The following is a 16,755-nucleotide window of genomic DNA, read 5'->3' on the forward strand; positions in this document are numbered from 1 at the left end:
GAGCGAGATAGCCCGTACTCCGTGAGCAAACATTAAGGAGCTGCAACATGAAGACGTATATCAACCTGTTCCATACGTTCAGGCGTGCGCTATGCCTGCCGGGCGTTTCAGTGCTCGTTTTGATGCTGGTGCTGATGCAGGGGTATCCAGAATGGGCGCAAGCAAACGAGAAGGGACCGTCTGCATGCCAAACGTCGCTAACCCACGTCAAGGGGTTGCCGCTGGTCGCGGGTGCTCTAAAAGACTCCACGATAGACCGCTGCGGCGAGTCTGGTAGACCGAGTTGGAGCAGGCTCGTCTACATTTCAAGAGACACGTCGTATGAGGCTTTCAAAATTGCTGAAGAGAAATTGCGGGAGTCTCAGGATATCTGCCGGACTGCGGGCGGAATGACGGCACATAGTCCATATCCTTCCAAGGACTACTTCAAAGGCGAGTTAGTCCCAATGATTCGGACTTCATGCAGTTTTCCTGATGGCGGTACATAACACCGCAAGCACGTCTGCCTTTAAATAGCCGATAAGAAAAAATCGAGGATAGGTTGGGATGCGTAAAGATGGCACCCTTATATCCCTTGTTCTGGATTATTTTCTGGCGGCATTGCGAGGTAGTTCTTAGTGTTATGGCAACTCCTTTGGCAAGAAATAAAAGAGGTCTGTCAAAGTGAAATTTGCTCAGCCGGTTTGCTTAGTCGTGCGAGTTTTAACAAGACTGCTGTCTTTGAAATTTCTGTCAGACGTATTTTTTTAAAAGGAGGACTACGATTGTTTTTTGCATCTCGCTGCCCTGAAAGTTTCGGGCTTAAGTGAATGAAATTCGCCGTTAAGCGGACGACGGCAGCAGATACGGCCGCTGCCCGCTTAACGCAACATGCACCGTTTTTTGCCGGTCGGCAGTCGAAGGCCGATGGCATACGCGAGATTCTGGTGGCTCTGTTTAATCAAAGATGGTGCGTGAGCAGAGCATGACGGATCATCTGCAAAGCCGGGCTATACCCGGGCGGGGTGGCTTGTATTCTGACCCTGATCCACGCTCCTCTGGCTGGCCGGAGTCCTTCCAGCGGAGACCGACCCTGGACTGACACTTGCTCAAGATTCACCAGAGCGGAAATTGAGCCGCTTCACAGCCATCTCGCAGCCATCTCACAGACGCGTCTTTGAACGGCTTTTGCCACGAATGGCGTTGATAGATGCCTTGGCGCACGGGGTTTTCGACCATTGCGCGTAGCTTTCACCACACCTCCCGCACGACTCAACCTCCAACCTGGCAACGCCTCCTGATCTGGCCTCCTGAGCCCTGGTGACGCATCCCCGGTTCAATCATCTGCGGCCAGGTCATCGCCAGCACGCAGTTCATCCCTTTTCGTCCCCATCCCGCCATCCTTCGAATTACCCGGCTTTTCCTTTCCTGATCTCCCGATCACCCGTGCGCGCCCGGCAGCAAAATAAGGTCGGATGCCCTTGAGCGACGGGCTTCACCCGAGCCAGAACTGAAGCAAACCGCCGGCTCAAGCTCGCGTCCACCGCATCCAAACGGCTGTTAACCCTGCTCGACGTCAGTCACTCATCACGCCAGTTCAACTATCCATGACCGATCTCGCCCAGAACACTGCGCTACTGCCAGCAGCGCCGGAAACCTCCGTCGATACGCTGCTTCAGCGTGCGCTCGCGCTGCACCAGGCTGACCACCTTGAAGAGGCTGAAACGTTGTACCGCCAGGTGCTGGAAATCGAGCCGCAGCATGCCGATGTGCTGCATCTGCTGGGTTTGATCGCGCATCAGTTCGGGCAGTACGAGAGCGCTTCAGAGTTCATCATGGCGGCCATCGAACGTCAGCCGCAGGCGTTTTATTACTTCAATCTCGGCAATGTGATGCAGGCGCATAACCGTCCTGCTGCCGCAGCAGAATGCTTTATCCAGGCCATTGCGATGCAGCCGGATTACGCGGATGCGCACAACAACCTGGGCAATGCGCACCGTGCGCTCAAGCAGCACGAAGCAGCAGTTGAGTCTTTTTGCACGGCATTGCGGCTCAAGCCCGATCATGCGCAGGCCAACAACAATCTGGCGAATGCGTTGCTGGAGCTGGATGAACTCGATGCGGCGCTAGAGGCCTATCGCAACGCGATTGCTTTACGGCCAGATTTCGCTGAGCCGCGTAGCAACTTGTTGTTCGCGCTGAACTATCAAGGCCGTGCCTGGCCTGGTGATTACCTTGATGAAGCACAGCGCTTCGCCACGCTCGCGCTGCAGCGTGCGACGCCCGCTAGCGCATGGCAGGTTGACGCCACGCCACGGACGGATCGGCCGTTGCGGGTCGGCGTGGTGTCGGGTGATTTAAAGCAGCACCCGGTTGGCTACTTTATGGAGAGCGTGCTGGCGCATGTCGATCCGGCACGGGTCGAACTCATTGCCTATCCCACGCGACATGTCGAAGACGCGCTGACGCAGCGCATCCGCGCGCGTTTTAGCGCCTGGCATTGTCTGGCTGGCATGAGTGATGAAGCGGCTGCCAGCCAGATTCAGGCGGATGGTATTGATCTGCTGCTCGATGCCTCGGGGCACACCACCTATAACCGTTTGCCGCTCTTCGCCTGGCGGCCTGCACCGGTTCAGGTGAGCTGGCCGGGATATTTCGCCAGCACGGGGTTGGACAGCATTGATTACATCCTTGGTGACGCCCATGTTTTGCCGGAAGGCGAAGCGAGTCATTTCGTCGAAAAGCCATGGCGTTTGCCGAATAGCTATCTGTGCTTTACCCCGCCTACGGACGAGATTGAGGTCAACGCGCTGCCGGCGCTAGCGAATGGTTATGTCACGTTCGGTTGTTTTGGCAAGCTGCTGAAGCTGACCGATGAGGTCATTGCCGTGTGGTCCAGGGTGCTGCATACGGTGCCGGAATCGCGTTTGTTGCTGAAAGCATTTGAACTGTCGACGGAGTACGTCCAGCGCAAGACCCGGGAGCGCTTCGCCGCGCATGGGATCGCGGCAGATCGTTTGCTGCTGGAGCAAGGTGCTCCGCGTAGCGAGTATCTGGCGGCTTACCACCAGGTGGACATCATGTTGAGTCCGTTTCCGTATCCGGGCGGCACGACGACTGCGGAAGGTCTGTGGATGGGAGTGCCCGTGGTGGCGCTCAAGGGCCAGCGCTTCCTGACGCATATCGCTGAAAGCATCTTGCATGGCGCGGGTCAGGCCGCATGGGTCGCAGAAGATCAGGATGACTATGTAGCAAAAGCAGTCGCTGCCGCGAGCAGTGCAGGGCGAGATGCGCTGGTGTCATTGCGGGTGGATCTGCGCCGCCAGTTGCTGAATTCGCCGCTATGCGATGCGCCGCGTTTTGCGCGCGATCTGGAGCAGGCATTGCACGCGATGTGGCTGGAATACGTGAGCCGCGTTGCAGCGACACCATCATGACGACGGCGCAGGAGCTGCCATCGTTGCTGCAGCAAGCGCTGGCGCAGCATCAGGCGGGCCAGCTGGAGGTGGCACAGCAGCTCTATCAGCAGCTATTGCAGGCCAATCCGGCTGACCCTGACGCACTGCATTTTCTGGGCTTGCTGACTTGCCAAACCGGCGAAGCTGGCTTGGGCATCGCGTTGATGCGCCGCTCAATCGTGGCTTGTCCAAACGCCGTGTACTACAACAATCTGGGCAATGCACTGCGTGACCATGGCGAGCTACTGAAGGCGATTGACAGCTACCGTCAGGCGGTCACATTGCAGCCGGATTATCCCGAAGCTCATAACAACCTCGGCAACGCATTGCGTGAGGCACATCAGCCTCATGACGCACTGAAGAGTTGTACCCATGCGTTGACGCTGCGCCCTGGTTACGCGCAGGCCTATAACAACCTGGGGAATGCGTTGAAGGATCTGGGCGATCTGGATGCCGCGGCGCAGGCTTATCGCCAGGCGCTGGCAAGCTGGCCGGATTACGCCGATGCGCATCACAACCTGGGCAACGTGTTGCTTGCTTTGGACCTGCCTGATGCCGCGATCGAAAGCTATCGCTGCGCCACCGTGTTGAACCCGGCAAGCGCGCAGATGCACAACAGTTTGGGCACGACGCTGGTCGCTCGCGGTCAGCTTGCGGCAGCCATCGAAACGCTTACCCGGGCACTGCAGCTTGATCCTGACGATGCCCATACGCACAACAACCTTGGCAGTGCATTACGCGATGTGGGTCAGATCGAGGCGGCAGTGGCGGCCTTTGAACAGGCAATTGCATTGAGCCCAGATTTTGCTGAGGCTTATAGCAACCTGGCGAGTGTGCTGCGGCGTCAGGAAAAATTCGCGGCAGCGATTGCCGCTGGGCGCAAAGCGCTTGAACTAAACCCCTCTCTGGTGGATGCGTATAACACGCTAGGCAATGCGTATGTCGGGCTAGAGGAGTTTTCGGCCGCGCTTGAGATTTATCACCAGGCGCTGGCGCTTGATCCAGAGCATGCCGATGTGCACCACAACCTGGCGATTGTGCTGCTTAAAAGCGAACGCGCAGAAGAAGCGCTCGAGAGTGCGCATATCGCGCTGACGCGCAAGGATGGGATGGCCCAGGGGCATGTGAATCTGGGCGACATTCTGCGTTGTCTAGGCGATCTTGATGGTGCGATCAGCAGTTATCGCCACGCGCTTGAACGTGATCCTGACGTTGATTCCACTCATACCTCGCTGCTGTTTTGCCAGGCGACGCGAGCCACTGCTACGCCGCAAGCCTATCTGGCCGATGCGCGCCGCTTTGGTGAGCTGGTAGCGCAGCGCGCTCGGCCCTGGCCGCACACGCTACCTGACCATGAACCTGAGCTGCGGCCTTTGCGGATTGGTTTTGTGTCGGGCGACTTGCGCCGTCATCCCGTGGGGATTTTTCTGGAGAGTGTTCTCGCGGCGATGAATCCAGCACAGGTGACGCTCATTGCCTATGCCACCGTTAGCAATGAAGACTCGCTCACGCAGCGGCTGAAATGCCACTTCGCTGCGTGGCATACGTTGTCTGGTATGAGCGACGAAGCCGCGAGCCGCAAGATTTATGAAGACCGTATAGACGTTCTGGTGGATTTGTCCGGGCATACCTCAAGCAACCGGCTGGGCGTTTTTGCCTGGCGGCCCGCGCCAGTTCAGCTTAGCTGGCTAGGGTTTTTCGCTTCGACAGGGGTCGCGGCGATGGACTACATGCTTGGCGACATCCATGTTTTGCCGGAGAACGAGGCGAGCCATTTCGTCGAAAAGCCATGGCGTTTGCCGTGTAGTTATCTGTGCTTTACCCCGCCGGATGATTTGCTTGAGGTCAGCGCAGCGCCTCTTTTGCACAACGGTTACGTCACGTATGGCTGCTTTGGCAAGCTGTCGAAGGTGACGGATGACGTGATTGCCGTGTGGTCCAGGGTGCTGCATGCCGTGCCGGATTCACGCTTGTTGCTGAAGGCGCATGAACTGTCGTCCGCTTCCGCGCAACGCAAGATGCAGGTGCGGTTTGCCGCGCATGGGATTGAGGCAGATCGATTGCTGCTGGAACAAGGCGCGCCGCGCAGCGAATATCTGGCGGCTTATCACCGGGTAGATGTGATGTTGAGCCCGTTTCCGTACCCGGGTGGCACGACGACGGCCGAAGGTTTGTGGATGGGCGTGCCGGTCCTGGCGCTGAAAGGCGAGCGCTTTGTCACGCATATCTGCGAGAGCGTGTTGCATGGAGCGGGGCAGGCGGCGTGGATCGCACAGGACCGGGAGGCCTATGTGGCAAAGGCTGCGGCGGTGGCGAGCGTGGCTGGACGTGAGGCGCTGGTGTCATTGCGTGCGGCTTTGCGTCACCAGGTGCTGAGTTCGCCGCTGTGCGATGCGCCGCGTTTTGCTCGCCATCTGGAGCAGGCCTTTCACGATATGTGGGCGCAGTACATGAACCAATCCAGGGTGAATGCGTGATGAATCGGGCACCGGGTGTTTTAGAGCAAGCGTTAGCGCAGCATCAAGCAGGGCAACTAGATGTAGCGCAGGCGTTGTACCAGCAACTGCTGCAAGCCAATCCGGCTAACCCAGACGCGCTGCATTTTCTGGGTCTCCTGAGTTGCCAGAAAGGCGATGCGAATTCCGGCATTGCGCTGATGCGCCGCTCGATTGCGGCTTACCCCAATGCGATTTACTACAACAATCTAGGTAACGCGCTGCGTGAGCACGGCGAGCTCTTAAAAGCGATTGACAGCTACCGTCAGGCGGTTGCGTTACAGCCGGACTATCCCGAAGCACATAACAATCTGGGCAATGCGTTGCGCGAAGCAGGCCAGCCGTGTGAAGCGTTGGAGAGCTGTACTCAGGCACTGAGACTGCGCCCGGGTTACGCCCAGGCCCATAACAACCAGGGTAATGCCTTGCAAGACCTGGGCGAGCAAGACGCTGCGGTGCGGGCTTATCGTCAGGCGCTCGCGTTCTGGCCAGACTACGCAGAGGCACATCACAACCTGGGTAACGTGCTGCTCGCCCAAGGGCAGCATGAAGCCGCAAGCGAAAGCTATCGCTGTGCTACTACGCTGAGCCCTACTTGTGCGTTTATGCACAACAACCTTGGCGACGCGCTACAGCGCGCAGGCCAGTTTGAGGCAGCGGTTGCCGCGTTTTCCCGCGTGGTGGAACTGGAACCGGCCTCTGCTGCTGGGTATAGCCGGCTTGGTGACGCTTATCAGGCGTGGGGCGGCAAGCTGGAAGCAGCGGCGCTGTGCTATCAGAGCGCTAGTGAACTAGACCCGGCCGATGTTCAGGCGCATCACAAGCTGTCGCTCGTCAGGTTGCGGCAGCGCCGTGCCGAAGAGGCGCTGGTCAGTAGCAATAAAGCGCTCGCACTCGAGCATGCTTCGGCGCAACTACACATCAGTCACGGCGATATCCTTAACACGCTTGACGATGTCGATGGCGCTTTAGCGAGCTATCGCTACGCTTTGTCGCTTAACGATGAACTGGAACTGGCGCATAACCGTCTGATTTTCGAAATGGCTAGCCGCGCAGAGGCATCAGCCGAAACCCGGCTCGCAGATGCGCGGCGCTTTGGCGCGCTGATGGCCGCACGTGCCAAGCCGTTTCAGCATCGCCGTGAGTCCACTACAGTGCTTGGGGTGCCTAAGGAATTACGGCCACTACGCGTGGGTTTTGTCTCTGGAGATTTGCGCCAGCATCCCACCGGGATTTTCTTTGAGAGCGTACTCAAGCATCTTGATACCGCTCGCATCACGCTGATTGCCTACACCACCATCGCCGCTGAAGACGAGGTGACTGCGCGTCTGAAACCCTGCTTTGCTGCATGGAACAGCCTGGTCGATGTGCCGGATGAAGTGGCGGCTCATCGCATCTTTGATGACCGCATTGATATCCTGGTGGATCTGTCGGGTCATATCGTGCATAACCGCCTACCGCTTTTTGCCTGGCGGCCTGCACCGGTTCAGGTGAGCTGGCTGGGATTCTTTGGCACCACGGGCATCGAAACGATGGATTACATCCTGGGTGACCGGCATGTTCTGCCTGCTGCCGAGGCTTGGCATTTCAGTGAGAAAACATGGTGTTTGCCAGATAGTTATTTGTGCTTTACGCCACCGCTTGAGCACGTGCCTGTAAGGCCTCCGCCGATGCTAAAGAACGGCTATGTCACGTTCGGTTTTTTCGGCAAGCTGGCAAAAGTCACGGAAGAGGTGATTCGGGTCTGGTCGCGGGTGTTGTGCGCTGCGCCGTCCTCGCGTCTGTTTTTAAAGGCGCAGCAACTGGAAGCGCCGGAAGCGCGCCGTCGAACACTGGCGCGCTTTGCTGCGCATGGGGTCGATGCGGCACGTGTGACGCTGGAGGGTGGCTCACCGCGGCCGGAGTATCTGGCGACCTATAACCAGATTGATGTCACGTTGAGCCCGTTTCCGTATCCGGGTGGAACGACGACAGCCGAAGGCTTATGGATGGGTGTGCCAGTGCTGGCGCTGAAAGGGGACCGGTTTCTGACGCACATTTGCGAAAGCATCTTGCACTCGGCTGGATTGCCCGAGTGGATTGCGGCAGATGAAGAGGATTACGTCGCTCGGGCGCTTGCGCTCACAGCTGAGGGTGGCCGTGAGCAGTTGGTGGCATTGCGCGAGCAGTTGCGCGAGCAGGTGATGCATTCGCCGCTGTGCGATGCGCCGCGCTTCGCACGCAATCTGGAGGCCGCATTTGATGGCATGTGGCGCGAATCGCTAATGCGGCAATCCGCGTGAGAACGGGGTTAAAGCATACCGGTGGTCTGATACAGGCTGACTGATTCGATTTGCTGCATGGCATGGCTTTGCCGCACCGCCATCGCATCTTTTTCAGCCTGGGCATGGATCGCCACTGCGCTGTCGATGCGCTGAATCGCCCGGATGATGTCGAGCGCCTCAGGGGGCTGGGGCGGCTGGAGTGATTTCAGCAATGGCGCGCGAGTTTCAACCAGCGCCGCCGCTTTCACCCAGTCGCTTCGCGTTGCTGCAGCTTCGATAGCTTGAGTCAGCGTGAACGCTTGCGTCAGTGATTCAGGAACCATGAGATTTATTCCAGCGGGTTGAGCCTGTGAATGACGGGTGACGGAACGTGTTGCCGTTACCCGTTAGCCATTACTCTTTATCTATTACTTGTTGGTAGCGAGCGCGCCAGCGGAGCTTTGGCCACCGAACAGCTGCGTCAGGTACTTGATGTTGTCCTGTAGCCCGGCCATCAGCGTATTGAGCGCGGTGAACTGCTTGTTGTACTGGTCGGTCAGCTCCGCCTGCAATGCGGCCAGATTGGCTGACTGTTTGCTGAGCGATTTCTGGTCGGCTGTGAGTACCGCGGTGCGCGTGTCAAAAATGCCATCTTGCTGCACATATGGCTCGATGACATTCGTCAGTGTTTTGGCGATGCCATTGGTTTTATTAAACAGACCAGCGATGGCATCGCTATTGGTAGCCACTGCTTTGGTGAGCACGTCGTTGTTTACCTTGATCGTGCCATCTGCTTGCAGATTCAGACCAATGGAAGAAAGGCTGAAAGTTTTGCCATCAACCTTGATCCCGCCACTGACCGCACTGGTGATCGCGCTATTTAGCCCCTGCAGCATTGCATCACCGAGCAACGGGCCAGCAACGTGCTGGTCTGTCGTGCCATCTTTCAACGCGTAGGATGACAAACCTTTTGCTGCTGTGATGTAGGCGCTGTACGCCGTGGCGAAATTAGTGACGGCTGCAACGGTTGCGCTGGAATCGGTCGCAAACGTGAGTGTTTGCTGGTTGTTGGGCGGCGTGCCGGCTGTTGCATCAAGGTTGATCGTGACGCCGCTGAGCGCGCCTGAAATCGAATTGCTGGCACTTTTGACCAGATTGCCGTCGATGGTCAGCACGGCGTCCCGGGCAGGCACGACCTGGCTAAACGTGGATGACGCGAGGTTCGGATTCAGAGAACCGCTGGTGGTGAGCGCGACTGTATTGGCTTCGCCGGTGGCGTTCGAGCTCACGACCAGATGCTGGCCATCGGCTGCGGTGATGACGGAGGCAGTGACCCCCGGGTTGCCTGAGCCGGCATTAATGGAGGCGGCAATGCTGGCCAGCGTGCTTGTCGCTGTGACTTCCACCTGCATTGATTTGCCGCCAGGGCTACCCAGTGACACGTTGAGCGTACCAGTACCGAGTGCTGTGCCGCTGCTAAAGCCCTGCGACGAAATTTTGTGCGCACTGGCCACCGAAGTGACATTCAGCGCGTAACTGCCTGCTACTGCACCGTTAGAAATGCTGGCAGTGATTCCGCTGCCGCTTGCTGTGGTGCTGAGCTTGGATAGCGCGGAGCCGTCGGCCAGTCCTGCCAGTGCCGTTTTAAATGTGGTGATGGCTGACTTCAGCGTACCGAGCGCCGACAACGTGGCGGTATCGGCGGATTGCTTGAGCGCGATGGCCGAGCCTTGCGCCGCTGTTCTCGCGGTGACTAGCGCTTTCACCAGAGAGTCGACGTCCATCGTCGAATTCGTAGAACCACTGATGATCGACTGGGCGGCTTGCGCCAGCATGTCCGCGATATCGCTGGCGGATGGCGTGGATGACATTGAGGTAATGGCCATGCTGAAAGCTCCTTCGAACGCGAGAGATAGCGCGGAATCGGTGTTGCCAAAGCCGTCTGGTTTGGCCTGATGCAGCTGCCTGCTTAAGGTCACTTAAGGCCGCTGCTGGTCCTTGGTGGCGACTGCATCACAGCTTGATCTTGATGACGGCTTTGGCAACACGGCGGCCAGGTGGCCGCCGTGAATCAGACTAGTGCTCAGTCAGTCTTATTGCAGGAGCTTCAACACTTGTTGCGGTGTTGAGTTAGCCTGGGCGAGCACCGAAATACCAGCTTGTTGCAGCACTTGCGCCTTGCTCAGGTTCGCGGTTTCTGTAGCGAAGTCCGCGTCCATGATTTGTGAGCGTGCAGCCGACATGTTGGTCGATTGTGCCTGAGTGGTTGAGATCGCGGCCGTGAACGTATTTTGCGTTGCGCCCAGTTGCGCTTGCAAGGTGTTCACTTTAACCAGCACCCCATCAATCGAGGTCATCGCGGTTTGCGCGGATGCGGCATCGCTCACGGAAAGCGTGTTGATGGCCAGGCTGGTCGAATCCCATTGCAGCGTGCCGAAGTCTGCCGTGATTTGCTGATTGGCAAACGCGCCGATCTGGAAGCCGATGGTGCCGATACCGTTCAGAACCTTTTGGCCATTGAAAGTGGTTTGAGCAGCGACACGTGAGATTTCTGTCAAACGTGTGGTCACTTCGCTTTGCAGGTTGGCACGTGCATTCGAATCCAGCGAACCGTCGCCTGCTTCAACGGCGAGTTGACGAATACGTTGCAAGTTGTCGACCACCGATTGCAGCGCGCCGTTGGTGGTTTGCACCATCGAAATGCCGTTGTTCGCGTTCGCCACACCTTGATTGAGTGCGTTGATCGACGCCGTTTGCGATGTTGCGATCGCCAGACCCGCTGCGTCATCGGCAGCGGATGTCACGCGTTTGCCTGACGACAGACGGTTAATCGCAAGTGACAGTGCATTTTTCGAACCCGACAGATTGTTCTGTGTCGTTTCGGACATGATGTTGGTGTTGATATTCAGCATTTTTTCCTCGCTTGGAAAGCGCCTTGGGTATCGGCGGGTTCGAATTCGGCGTCACGCTTTTTGAAGATCGGCGCTACCTGCCTTTCCTGGTTGTCGGCGGCATTCAAAGAAAACTTTAGGGGCAGTAGAAAAAATGAGCGGGAAGGGCGGGCAGGTGCGCGTGGCAGCGTCGAGATGTGGTGCCGGAGGGCTTGTGGATGCCGGTAGATTGGGCAGCGCGTTGTGGCTTTGTTGTGACCGTGTTGTGGTCGTGGTGATGGGGTAAATGGCGGGGCGCCTGTGCGAGAGGCCATGTATTTATCGGCTCTGCCCTTTGTTTTTCGTTTTTTCTTGTATGGCACAGCCGTGCAGGGCCTTGGCTGGTTGGAGAAAGGCGGGTTTAGGTGATGCGGAAGGCTATTTGAGCTGTTAAAATGTTTGGTTGACGAATTGTGTTTCTGGTATCATCGAGAGTGAATTGAGATCTTTGCCTGTTTCATCATCGTTTTTGGTGTTGAGCGGCAACCGGACGAAAAGCGGCGCTTAAGCGCCGCTTGTGTTTCGCGGTGAACCTCCACCTCTCTTTTCCGGACTCCGTGGCCGTTTTACCGCTTGTTTCATCTGGGGTCTTACAGGCTGAAATAACCGGAGGGCCGGCGCGTGAGTGGACTTGCCGCCACGCAATTAACCGAACCAAGCGATTTGTAGGAATTACATGACAACGATTCTTCTGAAGGAAAACGAGCCGTTCGAAGTGGCGATCCGCCGCTTTCGTCGCGCAATCGAAAAAAATGGCCTGATCGCTGAATTGCGTGAGCGCCAGTCTTACGAAAAGCCGACAACGGCTCGTAAGCGCAAAAAAGCTGCTGCTGTAAAGCGCTTGCACAAGCGTCTGCGCAGCCAGATGCTGCCGAAAAAACTGCACTAAGCACGTTTTCAGGCAAGTCCGACAGCGGTGTGAGCTTCGAAAGAAGCCCACCGCTGTTTGCGTTTCTATCAACTTTTTAAGTTGAATCAGCTGCACTGTTCGGTGCAGTTCGTTTTTTTTATCTCTCCCTCATTTCCCCCTGGACCATCGAAAGCCTGTTGGTAACGGTTTGGCCGTGGTGCATCAATTCCTCCCGAGTACTTTTCAAGCCTTGCTGTGCATGCGGCGAAGATAACCTTCCGAGCTAGCCATGCAGCTCATCTGCCTGACTCGATTGATGAATGGCGAAAGGCGCAGTCGCTTTGATGGTCGTTCACCATGCCGATTGCCTGCATAAACGCGTAACAGATCGTCGTGCCCACGAATTTGCAGCCATACCCTTTGAGCGCACGGCTCAGTGCATCGGAAATCTCGGTTGAGGTGGGGGCGTTCTGGTAGGTGGCCCAGTTGTTCACAAGCGCTTCGTGCCCGACGAAAGACCAGATGAAATGGGCCAGTGAGCCATGCTCTGCCTGAATCCGCTGTACCGCCTGAGCATTGGTGATAACCGAGGCAATCTTGCCGCGATGCCGGACAATGCTGGCGTCCAGCGTGAGTGCATCTACCTGCTGCGGCGTGAAGCGCGCGACTACCGCGATGTCGAAGTTGGCAAACGCCCGGCGATATCCCTCGCGCTTGTTCAGAATGGTTGACCACGAAAGCCCGGCTTGCGCGCCTTCGAGCGTCAGCATTTCGAACAAATGCTGGTCGTCGTGCGAGGCTTTGCCCCATTCGGTGTCGTGATAGTGTGCGAGCGCTTCGCTCGTTGCCCAGCTACAGCGGTGTGTCACGTGTGGCTCCTGCCTGGTGATGTCAATGAGGTCGTCGCAGCATAGCGGAATAGCCTCGCGCTGCAACCTGGCCAATTGGCCAGTTACCGCGATGTGCTGGAGCTGTCATGCTTGCGCCATCTTTCGTTTTCTCAGCGTTCTTCTGTTTTGATGAATACCAATTTCTTTCTTCTGGGCCTGGACGGTGGCGGCACGGGCTCGCGGGTTGTGATGGCTGATTCTGGCGGGCTGGTTCTCGCTCATGCAGTGGGCGGCCCGTCCGGGCTTGGCCTGGGCATTGGCCCCGCATGGCAGGCGATCACCGCGAGTTGCCGTGAAGCTTTTGCCATGGCTGGTGTGGCACCCGAGTGGTCGCGCTGTGTCCTGGGGTGCGGCCTTGCGGGCGCGAATAATCCCGTCTGGCTTGCCCAGTTTCGTCAGCAGGCACCTGATTTTGCCGGGCTGGTGGTTGAGAGCGACGCCTACACCACGTTGCTCGGCGCACATGGCGGTGGGCCGGGCGTGATCGTCGCGCTGGGCACTGGGAGCGTGGCGGCAGCGGGTCAGATGGGGGCCTGGCGGATGGCGAGCGGATATGGCTTTCCTTCGGGCGATGAAGCAAGCGGGGCATGGCTCGGTTTGCGCGCGATTGTGCATGCGCAGCAGGCGCTGGATGGCCGGGTGGCAGACGACTCGCTGGCGCGTGCGTTGTTGACACAGGTTGGTGCGCAAGACCGCGACAGCCTGATCGCCTGGCTTTGCAACGCAAATCAAACGGCATACGCCGCGCTGGCTCCGATCGTTTTTGCGCATCAGGCGCATCCGTTTGCCGCGCAGCTGCTCAGCGATGCCGGGGCGGAGATCGCCAAAATGGTGACAGCGCTGGATGCTTCGTCGGAACTCCCGGTGGCGTTATGTGGCGGGCTTGCCGCGCCGTTGCACGCGTTTGTGCCGCAGCCGTTGCGGCAGCGCTTATGCGTGCCACTGGGTGATTCGGCGCAGGGGGCTCTGCAACTGGCGCGGCAGGAAGCGGACCGGTTGAGCCGCGAAGCTACGCGGTAATCAACGCTAAAATGCGCGCTTTGACGCTGCCTGGCGGCCCCACTATGTACGAAGTGATTGCTACTGATCTGGACGGAACCTTGCTCAACGGCGACCACCAGGTCGATCCGTTCACCATCGCTACGGTGCGGCAACTGGAAGCGCAAGGGCTGCATTTCATCATCGCCACTGGGCGGCACTACCGCGATGTCGCCGGAATTCGTGACGTACTGGGCATCCGTCCATATCTGGTGACCTCGAACGGTGCTCGGGTACACGCGCCAGATGACACCATGGTGTTCGCTGATAACCTGCCGCCCGATGTTGTGCGGCAACTCGTACAGCCTGCGTTGACTGGCGCGCATGGCCGGGTGATCGTCAATCTCTTTGCCGATGACGCTTGGTTGATTGACCGGCATGCGCCAGAACTATTACGGCTGCATCAGGATTCCGGCTTTGGCTACGAAGTGTCCGACTTGCAGCAACATCACGGCAGCGGCATTGCGAAGGTTTTGTATATCGGTGAGCCAGCCGATCTGGCGCAGGTCGCGGCCAATCTGGAGCGTGTTTTTGGTACTGCGCTGTATGTCACTTATTCGCTGCCCGACTGCCTTGAAGTGATGACCTCGAATGTGTCGAAAGGCCGCGCGCTGCAATTCGTGCTTGGGCGTCTTGGCGTTAGCACTCTGCGCTGTGTGGCATTTGGCGACAACATGAATGACATTGATCTGCTTGAAACTGCAGGGCATCCATTCATGATGAACAACGCTAATCCCGACCTGATGACGCGCCTGCCTGACGTGCCGCGCATCGGCAATAACTTCGAAGCCGGGGTCGCGCATCATCTGCGCAAGCTGTTCTCGCTGAACGACGAACTGGCGTAAGCGCTGCTTCCTGGCGCTTCCTGGCATTTTCCGCTGCTACCCGGCACTACTTACCCCGGGGCCTCCCGCTGCTGCGGTGCTTGTGGGAATGCCTCGTCGCATGAGAACTGGCCACAGCATCAACCATTCCCCGGCGTAACCAAAAAAAACGGGCACTTGAAAAAGTGCCCGTTCTCATATCAATCTGCCTGCCTGAATCCTGTTAGCTTTCGCGGCGGTTGCCTGCTACCAGCGGATAGATGATCCCGGCGATGGCTGCGCCGATGATCGGTGCGACCCAGAACAGCCACAACTGGCCAATGGCTTCGCCGCCCACGAACAGCGCCGGGCCGGTTGAACGTGCCGGGTTGACCGAAGTATTGGTGACGGGAATCGAGATCAAGTGAATCAGTGTCAGGCACAGGCCGATTGCGATTGGCGCAAAGCCTGCGGGGGCGCGTTTGTCAGTCGCGCCAAGAATGACAAACAGGAAAAACGCGGTCATGACCACTTCACAGATAAACGCCGCGGCCAGTGTGTAGTGGCCTGGTGAGCGCTCGCCGTAGCCGTTGCTGGCAAAGCCGCTCGCAACGAGGTCAAAGCCTGGCTTGCCTGAAGCGATTAGCGCAAGCACAAACGCCCCGATGATCGCGCCAACCAGCTGAGCCACGATGTATGGCACGAGGTCGCGTACGGGAAAGCGTCCAGCGACAGTCAAGCCCACGCTGACCGCAGGGTTCAGGTGGCAGCCAGAGATATGGCCGATGGCGAATGCCATGGTGAGCACGGTCAGACCGAACGCGAGCGAAACCCCGACAAAACCAATGCCGAGGCCATGCACCGGGCCGGCGAAATTGGCTGCGAGCACGGCGCTGCCGCAGCCGCCTAGTACCAGCCAGAAGGTGCCGAACATTTCGGCTGCGAGACGTTTAGATAATTGCATTATGGATATCTTCCTGAAAAGTGAAATAAACGAAATGGGATTGGTGTGAATGCCAATGACCAGTTTCGCGGGCGAAATTTTAGGCGAAACAATGACGCAACATGTCAATTATTGTCAATAACAAGTTAACTGCTGCAATTTTTTGACAATTGACTTTGCCCGGTATGTCAGGCTTTTAAAAAACGAGCGTGTTTAATATGCTTTATCTACCGCGATCAATGTAAATCTCATATTGTTTTCATTGCGAATTTTATTCGTTAGCGCTAGTCTTCCTGCACATGTCAATAGAAGGAGGAGTAATGGCGCAATATGCGGATCTAAAAGCCCAGATCGCCAAACTGCAGGTGCAGGCAGATCAAGTCAGGCAGGCTGAAATTAACAAGGTGATTGAAGAAATCAAAGCCCAAATCGAAGAGTACGGCCTTACCGCGCAAGACCTGGGGTTCGTTGCCGCGGCGCGGCGCGGGCGGCCTCCCAGAAAAGAGCCGCTGCCGCCGAAGTATCACGATCCAAAAACTGGCAATACCTGGAGTGGTCGCGGTAAGCCGCCGAAGTGGATTAGCGGTAAAAATCGTGAGCGCTTTTTGATCGGCAAGGCATGACGTCTGACACAGGTTTAACTTCAGACAACTCGAATTTATTCGAATTATTGGCCTGATGTCGAAGTGAAAGGGTAATGCTTCCATGCCATCGTTGCCCGTAAAAAGCCACCTTTCAGGTGGCTTTTTTTATTTTTACCGTGAGTATTCCCGGTTCGAATGAGGAGCGCGCTTCCGCATGCCGGTTTTATTGCATGCAGTGAGCATCCTGTTTTTCTTCACATCAGGCCGGATGATCCGGCGCATTAGCGCGGGGCATGCGGATTCAGTTAATGCCACATAAATTTTCACAGGAAAAAATCGCGCTGCAGTTCGGGCATTAAAGCAAGATTCAAATTCCCTTCTTCTGATTTGTTGGGCAAACGTTGAGCAAACCGTTCGCCTGGATGATGGCCGGTTGCGATGGCCTGTTCCGTGTTGCTGCTGTGGCGGGTAGTGCCGCGCGGTAGCAAATGCAGGCATCGCGTTTGTGGTTGGTGTCAGCGCTGGCACTTCGCCTCATGAAT

The 16,755-nt window shown here is 57.3% G+C and carries 13 protein-coding genes; 8 read left to right on the forward strand and 5 right to left on the reverse strand.

Annotated features, from left to right (window positions below):
- Window positions 1–47: 47 nt before the first annotated feature.
- From GH656_RS01475 to GH656_RS01490, 4 genes are all read left to right on the forward strand, one after another.
- Entirely contained in the window at window positions 48–488 is a 441-nt protein-coding gene (locus GH656_RS01475; RefSeq protein ID WP_153074264.1) for a hypothetical protein, read from the forward strand.
- 1,098 nt (window positions 489–1,586) lie between these two features.
- A complete protein-coding gene (locus GH656_RS01480; RefSeq protein ID WP_153074265.1) occupies window positions 1,587–3,416 on the forward strand; it encodes an O-linked N-acetylglucosamine transferase, SPINDLY family protein in 1,830 nt (609 codons plus the stop codon).
- Window positions 3,413–5,914 (forward strand): tetratricopeptide repeat protein, encoded by a 2,502-nt coding sequence (locus tag GH656_RS01485; protein ID WP_153074266.1) that lies wholly within the window; start codon window positions 3,413–3,415, stop codon window positions 5,912–5,914. Before GH656_RS01480 ends, GH656_RS01485 begins: the two co-directional genes overlap by 4 nt.
- Entirely contained in the window at window positions 5,914–8,214 is a 2,301-nt protein-coding gene (locus tag GH656_RS01490) for a tetratricopeptide repeat protein (protein WP_153074267.1), read from the forward strand. Before GH656_RS01485 ends, GH656_RS01490 begins: the two co-directional genes overlap by 1 nt.
- A gap of 8 nt (window positions 8,215–8,222) precedes the next feature.
- Here the strand turns inward: GH656_RS01490 and fliT are convergent, their stop codons facing one another.
- The 3 genes from fliT to GH656_RS01505 all read right to left on the reverse strand — a co-directional run bounded on the left by fliT (window position 8,223) and on the right by GH656_RS01505 (window position 11,087).
- Window positions 8,223–8,519, reverse strand: coding sequence for a flagellar protein FliT (gene fliT / locus GH656_RS01495; RefSeq protein WP_174769673.1), 297 nt, complete (start codon window positions 8,517–8,519; stop codon window positions 8,223–8,225).
- Between the two features lie 84 nt (window positions 8,520–8,603).
- Window positions 8,604–10,061: a flagellar filament capping protein FliD gene (gene fliD / locus GH656_RS01500; RefSeq protein ID WP_153074269.1), complete on the reverse strand. Its 1,458-nt coding sequence runs from the start codon at window positions 10,059–10,061 to the stop codon at window positions 8,604–8,606.
- A 207-nt stretch (window positions 10,062–10,268) separates the two neighbouring features.
- Window positions 10,269–11,087 (reverse strand): flagellin domain-containing protein, encoded by an 819-nt coding sequence (locus GH656_RS01505; protein ID WP_153074270.1) that lies wholly within the window; start codon window positions 11,085–11,087, stop codon window positions 10,269–10,271.
- A gap of 694 nt (window positions 11,088–11,781) precedes the next feature.
- Between GH656_RS01505 and rpsU the strand changes: the two genes are divergently transcribed.
- Window positions 11,782–11,994, forward strand: coding sequence for a 30S ribosomal protein S21 (gene rpsU / locus GH656_RS01510; RefSeq protein WP_006050883.1), 213 nt, complete (start codon window positions 11,782–11,784; stop codon window positions 11,992–11,994).
- A gap of 257 nt (window positions 11,995–12,251) precedes the next feature.
- Here the strand turns inward: rpsU and GH656_RS01515 are convergent, their stop codons facing one another.
- Window positions 12,252–12,824: a DNA-3-methyladenine glycosylase I gene (locus GH656_RS01515; RefSeq protein WP_153074271.1), complete on the reverse strand. Its 573-nt coding sequence runs from the start codon at window positions 12,822–12,824 to the stop codon at window positions 12,252–12,254.
- Between the two features lie 150 nt (window positions 12,825–12,974).
- On the opposite strand from GH656_RS01515, the gene GH656_RS01520 reads away from it, so the two are divergent.
- A complete protein-coding gene (locus GH656_RS01520; protein WP_153074272.1) occupies window positions 12,975–13,865 on the forward strand; it encodes a glucosamine kinase nucleotide-binding domain-containing protein in 891 nt (296 codons plus the stop codon).
- 44 nt (window positions 13,866–13,909) lie between these two features.
- A complete protein-coding gene (locus GH656_RS01525; protein WP_153076508.1) occupies window positions 13,910–14,728 on the forward strand; it encodes a Cof-type HAD-IIB family hydrolase in 819 nt (272 codons plus the stop codon).
- 202 nt (window positions 14,729–14,930) lie between these two features.
- On the opposite strand, the gene aqpZ is transcribed toward GH656_RS01525, so the two are convergent.
- Window positions 14,931–15,650, reverse strand: a complete 720-nt coding sequence (aqpZ, locus tag GH656_RS01530; RefSeq protein ID WP_153074273.1) for an aquaporin Z — start codon at window positions 15,648–15,650, stop codon at window positions 14,931–14,933.
- Window positions 15,651–15,949: 299 nt separating this feature from the next.
- Here aqpZ and GH656_RS01535 point away from each other — a divergent pair, with 299 nt between their 5' ends.
- Window positions 15,950–16,252 (forward strand): H-NS histone family protein, encoded by a 303-nt coding sequence (locus tag GH656_RS01535; RefSeq protein WP_153074274.1) that lies wholly within the window; start codon window positions 15,950–15,952, stop codon window positions 16,250–16,252.
- The last annotated feature ends 503 nt before the right edge of the window (window positions 16,253–16,755 follow it).

The organism is Paraburkholderia bonniea (assembly GCF_009455625.1).
Classification (GTDB): domain Bacteria; phylum Pseudomonadota; class Gammaproteobacteria; order Burkholderiales; family Burkholderiaceae; genus Paraburkholderia; species Paraburkholderia bonniea.